This is a genomic window from Streptomyces sp. NPDC058289 (assembly GCF_042880975.1).
GTDB classification, from domain to species: domain Bacteria; phylum Actinomycetota; class Actinomycetes; order Streptomycetales; family Streptomycetaceae; genus Streptomyces; species Streptomyces stoeckheimensis.
Genome location: NZ_JBHVYI010000162.1, coordinates 1 through 10090, shown reverse-complemented (window position 1 = coordinate 10090; position 10090 = coordinate 1). Strand labels below are relative to the sequence as shown.

5 protein-coding genes are annotated in these 10090 nt (G+C 72.9%); 1 reads left to right on the top strand and 4 read right to left on the bottom strand.

Features of this window, described 5'->3' with window-relative positions:
* Positions 1–33 precede the first annotated feature (33 nt).
* The 4 genes from ACFVX6_RS39755 to ACFVX6_RS39740 all read right to left on the bottom strand — a co-directional run bounded on the left by ACFVX6_RS39755 (position 34) and on the right by ACFVX6_RS39740 (position 6109).
* Entirely contained in the window at positions 34–1422 is a 1389-nt protein-coding gene (locus ACFVX6_RS39755) for a hypothetical protein (RefSeq protein WP_389699464.1), read from the bottom strand.
* A 269-nt stretch (positions 1423–1691) separates the two neighbouring features.
* Positions 1692–2699, bottom strand: coding sequence for a LacI family DNA-binding transcriptional regulator (locus tag ACFVX6_RS39750; RefSeq protein WP_389699463.1), 1008 nt, complete (start codon positions 2697–2699; stop codon positions 1692–1694).
* Positions 2700–2824: 125 nt separating this feature from the next.
* Positions 2825–4387 (bottom strand): carboxylesterase/lipase family protein, encoded by a 1563-nt coding sequence (locus ACFVX6_RS39745; RefSeq protein ID WP_389699462.1) that lies wholly within the window; start codon positions 4385–4387, stop codon positions 2825–2827.
* Between the two features lie 990 nt (positions 4388–5377).
* On the bottom strand, positions 5378–6109 hold the full coding sequence (locus ACFVX6_RS39740; protein ID WP_389699461.1) for a phosphatase PAP2 family protein: 732 nt from the start codon (positions 6107–6109) through the stop codon (positions 5378–5380).
* Between the two features lie 2495 nt (positions 6110–8604).
* Between ACFVX6_RS39740 and ACFVX6_RS39735 the strand changes: the two genes are divergently transcribed.
* Positions 8605–9858, top strand: coding sequence for an MFS transporter (locus tag ACFVX6_RS39735; protein ID WP_389699460.1), 1254 nt, complete (start codon positions 8605–8607; stop codon positions 9856–9858).
* The last annotated feature ends 232 nt before the right edge of the window (positions 9859–10090 follow it).

Below are 10090 nucleotides of genomic sequence, written 5' to 3'. Positions count from 1 at the left end.
GTCCTGAGGGGCGGCCTTGCTCAGGGAGGAGCGTCAGCCGGTGCAGCCGGGAACCGTGCCGGCAGGGCTGCAGTTGTTCGGCCGGTTGGCCCGGACGTCATCACCGTTCAGGGTGAGGGCGCCGGACGCCTTGAAGATGCCGCCGCCGTCACCCGCCCGGTTCTTGCTGATGGTGTTCTCCTCCAGCGTCGTGCGACCCAGCCCCTCGGAGCCTCCGGAGTGGTACAGGCCGCCGCCCTGCGCGGTGCCGTTCTTCGCGGTGACCGCATTGCGCAGGATCTTGTTGCGCTTGGCCGTCAGACTGCCGCCGTCGGGGTTGTCGAGGCCGCCGCCCTGAGCCGTGCCGCCCGCCGCCTCTGCCGTATTGCCGGTGATGTGGCTGTCGGTCAGGTCGAGGGCGCCGAAGGGGCCCACGCGGACACCGGCACCGCGGGCGGTCCCGTTCTCGGCGACGGCCCGGTTGCCGCTGATCTTCACGCCGCTCACGGTCATCAGCGCGTTGTTGGCGATGCCGGCGCCCTGGGCGACACCGTGCGGTGCGTCCGAGGTGTTGTCCGAGACGGAGCCGCCGGTGAGGGTCATCCTGCCGGGCGCCGGGATGCCGTTGGACACGGTGGCGCGTGCGATCCCGCCCCGGGCGAAGGAGCGGTTCTTGCTGATGACCGTGTTTTCGACGGTGGTCTCGGCGAAGCTGATGATGCCGGCCCCGAACGCGAAGCTCTGGGTGTCCTCGGTGACGGTCGCCGTGTTCCCGGTGAGCCGTGAATCGGTGACCGTGAGCGGACCGTCGTTGGCGATGGCGCCGCCCGCGGCAGCGCTGCCGATGTCGCTGCCGCTGTAGATGACGTGGTTCGCGGTCACCTCGGTCTCGCTCACGCTGCCGGTACCCGGGTTGTCGATGCCGCCGCCCTGGGCGTACACGTCGGACCGTGACGTGTTGCCGGTGATCTTGCTGCGGGTCACGCTCATCTTTCCGGTGTTGGAGATGCCGCCGCCGCAGGCCAGCCCGGGTGGGTCGGGGAAAGCGGGGCAGTCCGTGGCGAAGCCGCCGCTGATCGTCGTCCGGGTGAGCGTGAGGTTTCCCGTGGTGCCGACGAGGACGATCCGGAACTTCGGCACCTTGTGCCCGCGCTCGTCCCGCCTGATCGTGGCCCCCCGCCCGTCGATGGTGATCTCACTGGTGATCACCGGTAGCCCGTTGCCGGGGTTCACGGGGTCCGGCGTCGTCAGCTTGTACGTGCATCCGCGCGCCAGCTGGAGGGTGTCCGGCCCGGGCGAGCCGTTCGCGGTGTTGATCGCCGCGACGAGATCGGGAACCGAGCAGCGAACCTGCACCGTGGCGGCGTGGGCGGCGGGGGCGGGGACCGCCACCAACGCGCCCGCCACGAGACCGAGGACGGCTGAAACGTGCCGACGAGACATCGGGGGACTCCTCCTTCTGCGCTGTGGGGCCGGCCGGCAGCGGACCGCAACCAGCCGAGCCCAGCCGACCATGCGCGATCACCGTCGGCTTCCCGGCTTGATCCATACAGGCGCGCGGACACCCCGGACGGATCACGAAGGCGTGCGAATGGGCCAAGGGGCAGGGAGGAGTCACCGGCAGGGGGACCCGGCCGGTGACCGGTCCGCAGGAGCCCAGGAGGTGCAGGGCAGGCCCTGAGGAGGTCAGGAGGTGACGGGCCCTCAGGAGCTCAGGAGGTCTCGCGCTGGACCAGGATCGCCTCTATGTCGGGTACGGGCGCCGTGCTGCCCGTTTCGACCAGCTCGTGCACGGCGTCGGCGACCATGGCCGGCGAGGCCAGTTCCAGGCGGATGGAGGTCAGCGGGGGTTCCTGGAGCGAGGAGAGGACCAGGTCGTCGGAGCCCACGACCGCCACGTCCTGTGGTACGGAGATCCCCTCGGCCCGCAGCGCGTGGAGCAGCAGGGCGGCGTACTCGTCGTTGTACGCGAACACGGAGTCCAGCCCGAGGCTCCGCCAGCGCCGGGCCAGCGCGGTCGCGGACTCCCGGGTGTAGGAGAGCTCCACCGGGGTCACGGTGGCCATGTGGCGGGCGGCTACGGATTCGGCGCCGGCGAGCCGCGGCCCGGCGAACAGGCCGAGGCCGCGTTCCTGGGGCATGACCACGCCGATACGCGTCCGGCCGCGCGCGATCAGGTGCTCGGCGGCGGTGGCGCCGATGAGGGCGTGATCGAAGCCGATGGTGTGCACGCCCGGTACGGGGTGGGCGGCGAAGGCGATCAACCCCCGTACCCCGGCGCGCCGCAGCAGCTCGGCGGCCTGCGCGGTGAGGCGGTCGCCGTCGAGGGCGATGACGGCCGCCGGACGCAGCTCGGCCCAGGCGCGCGCAGCGTCGAGGGGGTCGGTGAAGCGCCCCGCGTGGAGGACCGCGGTGTAGCCGTGCCGGTCCAGCTCGCTGTGCAGGTCGTCGACCCAGTCGCTGACGAGGCGGCCGACCGCGGAGATCGACGAGGGCATCAGGACGAGATTGCTGCGGCCGGCCCGCAGGGACCGGGCCGCGGCGTGAGGTACGTAGCCGAGCTGCCGGGCGGCGTCGAGGACGCGCGCGCGGGCGGCTTCGCCGACGCGGTGGCCCTGGGTGTCGTTGAGGACGAAGGAGACCGTGGCGCGGGACACCCCGGCGAGGCGGGCCACGTCGGCGCTGGTCGGGGACGCCGGGACGGGAGTGTCTTTGGCCATGACGTCGATCGACGCTCCTTTTGATCGGCTCGATGCCTTCCCTTCGAAGGTTACACGAGTTATATCAAGGGAGCGCTGGCCCGCCCGGATGGGCGGGGCGCTTGCGGGGGCCTCGTGGGGCGGGTCTACTCGGGCCGGGCGAGCGCCCCCTCGTGCAGGCGCAGGGAGTCCCCGGCGAGGTCGTCGAGCGCGGTGACCACGGAGTCGAAGCGCATCGTGGTGCGGGTGTCCTTCTCGTACGGGTTCCACGTCGGCATGTCCGGATGGTTCGGGTCGCCGGTACGGACGAAGGCGATCCAGGCCTCGTGCATGGTGTGCGCGAGCCCGTCCCGGACGGCGGGGTCGAGCCCGGCCGTCAGGGGTGCGTGGGCCCACTGGTCGAAGTTGGCGAAGGCGAAGGGCAGTTCGAGGCAGTGAGCGGCCCCGAGCCGGCCGTCGTAAACGGCGGCGGGGAGGTCGAACTGGTAGGCCCACACCGGACGGCCCGCCGCGGCCCGAGCTTCGGCCAGCCGGAGGGCGGGCACGCGGAAGAGCTCGTCGGTGATGAGGTCCATCAGGACGCCGGCCGGCCCGTTCCCCGGCCGGGCGCGCTCGTACGCCGCGTACACACCGGGGGCGGCTTCGGGGCCGAAGGTGTCCGCGATTCGTGCGGTCACCTGTTCCCGGTCGGCAGCTCCGTAGGCCTCGTTCAGCGCGAATCCGAAGTTGGCCTCCTCCCGGGTCCATCCGATCATCACGTCGATGTCCGCGGCGGCGCCGTGCAGCAGGGCCTGCGCCGGGTGGCGGGGCAGGGTGACGCCGTCCACCACGGGCAGGAACGGCGTGGGCCAGTACCCCCAGCGCGTCGTCAGGGCGAAGAGCCCGCCCATGGCCCCGATCAGCTCGGGCCAGGGTACGGCGCGCAGCTCGGCCAGGGTCTTGACCCCGGCGAGCTCCAGGTACGCGGCGGTGCGCTCCCGGTAGGCGTCGGGCGCGGGGAGGTCCAGACCGAACGGCGGGCTCATCAGGATCACCCGGCGGATCAGTTCCCGGGCCTCGGGGAGTCCGGCGAGGGCGGCGGTGGACACGGCGCCGCCCGACTGGCCCGCGACGGTGATCGAGTCCGGGTCGCCGCCGAAGGCGGAGATGTTCTCCCGTACCCAGCGCAGGGCGGCGAGCTGGTCGGTCAGCCAGTGGTTGGCGCCGGAGCCGTCCGGGTCGTCCCCGGTGCCGGTCTCGGTGCCGGTGTAGAGGTAACCGAGCGGCCCGATCCGGTAGTTGATGCTGACGACGACCAGGTCCCCGTCGCGGGAGAAGGTCGCGCCGGAGTAGTTGGGCAGTGACCCGGAGCCGGAGACGAAGCCGCCGCCGTGGATCCAGAGCAGCACCGGCCGCCGGGCGTCGTCGACGGCGGGAGTCCAGATGTCGAGGGTCAGGCAGTCCTCGTCGAAGGGCGGCGACCCGTGTCCGCCGAGGACGGGGTCGCCGCCCTCCATGTACATCTGCGGGGCGCTGGGCCCGTCGGCGGTCGCGTCCCGGGTGCCGCTCCAGCCCGGATGCGGCCGCGCGGCCTGCCATCGCAGCTCGCCGACCGGGGGTGCGGCGTAGGGCACGGCCCGGAAGACGGCGAGCCCGTCCTCGACCGCGCCGCGGAGCGGGCCCGCGGGCGGATGCGCCACGGGGTGATCGGGTCCTGGGGTGGGTGCCATGAGTCGATCCTTCCTGGGCCGCGCGCCGAACGCGCGCCGACCCGTCGAGAATATGGCGTGAATTCTACGATCGTCAATGTTTCGCGATAGCGGGACTGGTGGGCGGATGCGTCCTGCGGGCCGGGGGACAGCCGAGCGCGGCCGGTCCGCACGAGCGGAAACCCTGCGCTGGGCGATTTCCTGTGAGGGACAATGCTCGGCATGACGACTTGAAGAGCACCGGCCGGGCGGCAGCATTGGCGGAAGGTCGGGACCTGGGACACGATTCTCGACCGTGGCCGACGAGTGTGTGCCGCCTGCGGAACGTCCGTCTGCTCGTACCAGTACCGCTTCTATCCGCCCGAGTCCTCGAAGTTCGAGCGCTGCATCGGCCTCGCCTGGTGTTCCAGTTGCAGGGTCTACTCCGGCAACATGGTCCACGTCCCGCGCAAGCGGGTCCTGGTCGACCTCTTCTCCTCTCTGTCGGCGGAGCAGCGAGACCGAGTTCTCCGTTCGGAAACGCGGGTCATCGAGTTCCTGGACCGTCAGGTCCGGGGAGGCCGAGGTTAGGGCCCGTCGGCCGGCCGCGATCCGGAGAAGCCGCGGCCACGCTGCACGGCTCGTCCGCGTAGACGTCGGCGATCCAGTGGCGCAGCCGGTCTCCTTCGCAGCGGGTCTCCTTCGCGGCTGGTCATGATGGCCGCGCAGGTGCGGACGTGGCCCGCGGCGGCCGCGTGCTCGGGTCGGCCGGCCGGCAGTGGCTTCAGCCGCCGCGGGCCGGCCTTGCGTGGGTGGTACGGGTGGCACGGGTGGCGCCCGGACGGGCGTGCTGCATGCCGGGCTCGCTGGGGATGACTCGCGTCGCCCGGACTTGGTGTGCCGGAGCGCCCTACGGAGGTGGCCCGCATGGCCCTCATGGCCCGCCGGGACGGTGCCGGCAGGCCGCGCGCCCGTGGGATGGGAGCCTGGGTCGGACCGTCCGTGACCGTCCCGGACCATCGCGGAGGTCCGTCACATCCAGAGGGTGTCGGACGCCATGCGTTCCGCCTCCGTCTCCAGCAGGCGTGCGAACGCCCGCCACAGGAGCAGGCAGGCTCCCACGGCGACCAGGGCGCCGGCGAAGGTGTCGCTCAGCCACTGGGCGTGCTGCCAGGTGCGGCTCCACATCATGGCGCCGGTGTAGCCCGCGCCGAACAGCCACCACCAGCGCCGGCTGCCCGGCGGGAACAGCACCACCGCGGCCGCGATCACGAGAGCCACCGCGCTGAAGACCTGGCCGGACGGGTACGAGCCGTCGTTGACCAGGGTCCAGGTGTGCGGGGGCCGCGGGCGGTCGGCCAGCTGCTTGAGCGGGAGGACCAGGAGCACGTTGGCCAGGACGGCCGTGGAGAAGACGAAGAGCGCCGACCGCCAGCGTCCGTACATGCACAGGCAGCCCATCAGCAACAGCGGCACGACCGTGCCCAGCGGCCCGCCCAGGCGGTCGAGCACCGTGGCGAAATCGCTGGCGGTGTCGGCGGGCGACCCCTTCAGCGAAGCGTCCCAGGCGTCGTCGAGGCCCTGGAAGAAGGGCCGTTTGTCCAGGCGCAGGAGCAGTCCCGTGAGCACGGACAACAGGGTCAGAGCCACGCCCCAGGCGAGGGCGTACCGGGGCGGAGGTGCAGGGACCGGGCGCCGGGGAGGCCGGGTGGGGATCGGAGGCGGGGTGAAGGCGTGATCGGGGAAGCCGGGGAAGCCGGACATGGAGGAACCTTTCGCGGCCGCCTCCCCGGGTGATGGGGGAGCGTGGGAAGGCGGCGGACGGGCGCGAAGCGCGGGGACGGAAGGGAGCGAGCGGACGCGCCGACGGGCGCGTGCGGAGGGGGTTCGTGGAGCTGTGCGGCGGAGGCGGCTGCGCCGATGGCGATGGCGATGGCGGCGTGCGGAACGGGATGGGCCGAGCCGAGCAGTGGCGGGGTGCGGACGGGGATCCGTGGAGGCGAGGTGGGGTGTGGCGAGTACGGGGAGGTGCGGAGGCGTGTGCGCCGACGGGAGCGCACCGAGGCCACTGCGGAGTGGTGCGGTAGGGGACGGACGGACGGGCGGAGTCGAGTGGAAGTGGCGTGGGAGGCGGGCGAAGGTCTGTGGAAGGGAGCCGACGGGCCCGGATGGATGGGTGCTGTACGGGTCCGAGCGGCAGGGGGTGCAGGTGGCGCAGGTCTCCGCAGGTCCGCCGGGCGGGCCCCAGGTGCGGACATGAGCAGAAGCGGCCCCGGCGGGCCGAGTCGGCCGGATCGGTCCAGTCGGCCGGACCGGCCGAGTCGCCCGAACGCTCCGGGGTCCCCGAGTCGATCGAGCAGTGTGGGTTGCCCTGGTCAGCCCACCGGCCGAGCTGCCGAGAGTGCCTGAGCCGGCCGAAGCCGCCCGAGCTGGCCGACGCCTTAGCTGGCTGAGGCTGCCCGAGCTGGCCGAAGCCGCCCGAGCCGGCCGATTCGCTCGGGTTGACCGAGCCGCCTGAGCTCCCGGGGTTCCCAGCCGACCGAGTCGACCGAGCGGTCCGGGGTCCCGGAGTCGATCGAGCACTCTGGGTTGCCCCAGTCGGCCCACCGGCCGAGGCTCCGAGAGTGCCCTAGCCGGCCGAAGCCGCCCGAGCTGGCCGAAGCCGCCTGAGCTAGCCGAGGCTGCCCGAGCTGGCCGAAGCCGCCTGAGCTCCCGGGGTTCCCGGCCGGCCGAGTCGCCCGAACGCTCCGGGGTCCCCGAGTCGATCGAGCACTCTGGGTTGCCCTGGTCAGCCCACCGGCCGAGCCGCCGAGAGTGCCCGAGCTGGCCGAAGCCGCCCGAGCCGCCCGAGCCGCCCGAGCCGCCTTAGCTGGCTGAGGCTGCCCGAGCTGGCCGAGCCGCCTGAGCTCGCCGAGGCTGCCCGAGCTGGCTGAAGCCGCCCGAGCCGGCAGATTCGCTCGGGTTGACCGAGCCGCCTGAGCTCCCGAGGTTCCCAGCCGACCGAGTCGACCGAGTCGCCCGAGCGGTCCGGGGTCCCGGAGTCGATCGAGCACTCTGGGCTGCCCCAGTCGGCCCACCGGCCGAGGCTCCGAGAGTGCCCCAGCCGGCCGAAGTCGCCCGGGCCGTGAGGGGTGTCCCAGTCACCCGAGTCGGCCGAGCCGCCCGGGCCGCAAGGTGTGTCCCAGGCGGCCGAGCTGGCCGAGCCGCCCGAGTCGAGCGGGCTCGGTCGGTCCAGTCGCCTGAGCCGCCCGATCTGCCTGAGCCACTGGGGGTAGCCGGAGGTAGCCGAGCAGCCCGTGCCGCCGGAGGCGGCCGAGTCGCCTCAGTCGCCCGGGTCGCGAGGTGTGTCCCAGTTGGCCGAGTCGCCCGAGTTGAGCGGGCCCGTCGGTCCAGCCGCCTGAGCCGCCCGATCTGCCTGAGCCACCGGGGGTGGCCGGAGTTAGGCGAGTCGCCCGTGCCGCCGGAGGTAGCCGAGCAGCCCGTGCCGCCGAGTTGGCCGAGCCGCCCGAGTCGAGCGGGCTCGGTCGGTCCAGCCGCCTGAGCTGCCCCATCTGCCTGAGCCACCGAGGGTAGCCGGAGGTCGGCGAGCGGCCCGTGCCGCCGGAAGTAGCCGAGCAGCCCGTGCCGCCGGGGTAGCCGGAGGTGTCGGAGCCGCCCCGGGGTGCGCTGCCCCTGGGCATGCCGGCGGGGCGGTTGGGTCGCAGGGGTGGGTGGGGTCCGCCGGGGTGCGGCGGGTGCGGTGCGGAGTATTGCGGAAGCGTGACCGTCGCCACAAGGGCAAGAGGGTTCTCGGCCGGGCTTGACCCGTCCGGAGGCCGCATTTAGTTGGTTACACGTGATCGACCTGGACTTCGTCTAGGGGTCACGATCTGTACGGAGGCCTGCGCCAACCCTTGGCGAGACCGGGGAACGAGTGCTACACAGTGTCCAAGCACCTGAAGTGACACGTGTAACAACACCCAAACATCGTGTCGGCCGCATGGCGTCACACCGCCCGGCGCCACACCACACAGCACCGCAGGGCAACGCACCACACAGCACCGCATCCCCATCCCACCGCATCCCCATCGCACCGCACCGCAGGCACCGCACGCACCGCGCCAAGCAATCGCACCGCGTCAGCCGCCTCGCGCTCGGCGCGGCATTCCCCCGGCGACGCCCTCGTGCGCGACAGCGCCCTCGGCGTCGCCGCCCTCCCCGCGCACCGCACCGGCGGTCCCCCCACGCCACCTCCCCGCTCCGTCCCCCGAGGAGTCGTCATGGCTACGAACGAGATCATCGACCCGCCCGTCCCGGCGGATCCCGAACCCTCCCGCGGACGCGGGCTCCTGCTCCTCCTCCTGGTCGCGAACTCCGCGATGATGGCCGTCTACATGGGCGTCGGATCCGTCCTCCTGCCCACCCAGATCGCCGCGATCGCCGGCGACGACAAGGTGGCCGTGCTGGGCCTGATCGGCGGCATCAGCGCGATCTTCGCGACCGCGTTCAACCCCATCGCCGGCGCCCTCTCCGACCGCAGCGGCCGCCGCAACCCCTGGGTGCTGGGCGGTGCGATCGGTTCGCTCGTGGGCCTCGCCGTCGTCGGCAGCGTCAGTACCGCCCTGCTCGTCGGGATCGGCTGGTGCCTGGTCCAGGCGACCATGAACATCTACCAGGCCGCCGTCACCGCGATCGTGCCCGACCGGGTGCCCGCCGCCCGGCGCGGTACCGCGTCCGCGCTGGTGGGACTGGGCCTGCCCATAGGCGGTACGGTCGGCGTGCTGATCGCCTCCCAGACCTCGGAGCACCTGCGCACCGGCTACCTCGTCTTCGGCGGGGTCATCGCCGGAGCCGCGCTGCTGCTCACCACCTTCTGCCGGGACGTACCGAGATCCGAGCCCGCACCGGACGCGCCGGCCGCCCCCAAGGGGGCCCAGCTCAAGGCCTTCCTCTCGGCGCTCGCCAACCACGACTTCCGGTGGGCCTTCATCGGGCGCGCCCTGATGGTCCTCGGATACTTCTCGGTGGTCGGATACCAGCTCTACATCCTGGGCGACCACATCGCGCTCCCCGCAGGGCTGGCCCCGCCCGCCGCGATGGCGATCCTCACCCCGGTGTCGATGGTCGCGATGGCCGTCTCCACCGTGGTCGGCGGGTTGCTGTCCGACCGCTGGAACCGCCGCAAGGTGTTCGTCGGCCTCTCGGCGGCCCTCGCCGGGCTGGTCATGGTGGTCCCCGTCGTCAGTCCGACGTGGACGGGCATGCTCGTCTTCAGCGCGCTCAACGGCCTGGCCTTCGGATGCTTCATGGCCGTCGACACCGCGCTCGTCACCCTGGTGCTGCCCCGGGCCGAGGATGCCGCCCGTGACATGGGCGTACTGAACATCGCCAACGCGGGGCCCCAGATCATCGCCCCGTTCGTCGCCTCCGCCGTGGTCACCACCCTGGGCGGGTACACCCCGCTGTTCCTGGTCGGCGGCGCGCTCTCGCTGATCGGCGCCCTCGCGATCCTTCCCATCCGCAGCGTGCGCTGATCCCACCGGGTCCCCTACGGGTCGGTCCCCTACGGGTCGGTCCCCTACGGGTCAGTCCCCTACGGGTCCGGTCCCCTACGGGCCCCTGCACCCCCGGGTTGCCTTCGACCTCCGGGCCGCCCCTCCCGGGCGGCGGCCCGGTCCGCACTCCGGCGGGGGGGGGGCGCGGGGGGCGGGGGCCCCCCGGGGCCGCCCCCCCCCCCCCCCCCCCCCCCCCGCCCGAGGCCCGACA

Coding starts and splice junctions, on each gene's coding strand:
- ACFVX6_RS39745 (WP_389699462.1), bottom strand. CDS start 4,387: ATGGCACCCACCCCAGGACCCGATCACCCCGTGGCGCATCCGCCCGCG.
- ACFVX6_RS39735 (WP_389699460.1), top strand. CDS start 8,605: ATGGCTACGAACGAGATCATCGACCCGCCCGTCCCGGCGGATCCCGAA.
- ACFVX6_RS39755 (WP_389699464.1), bottom strand. CDS start 1,422: ATGTCTCGTCGGCACGTTTCAGCCGTCCTCGGTCTCGTGGCGGGCGCG.
- ACFVX6_RS39750 (WP_389699463.1), bottom strand. CDS start 2,699: ATGGCCAAAGACACTCCCGTCCCGGCGTCCCCGACCAGCGCCGACGTG.
- ACFVX6_RS39740 (WP_389699461.1), bottom strand. CDS start 6,109: ATGTCCGGCTTCCCCGGCTTCCCCGATCACGCCTTCACCCCGCCTCCG.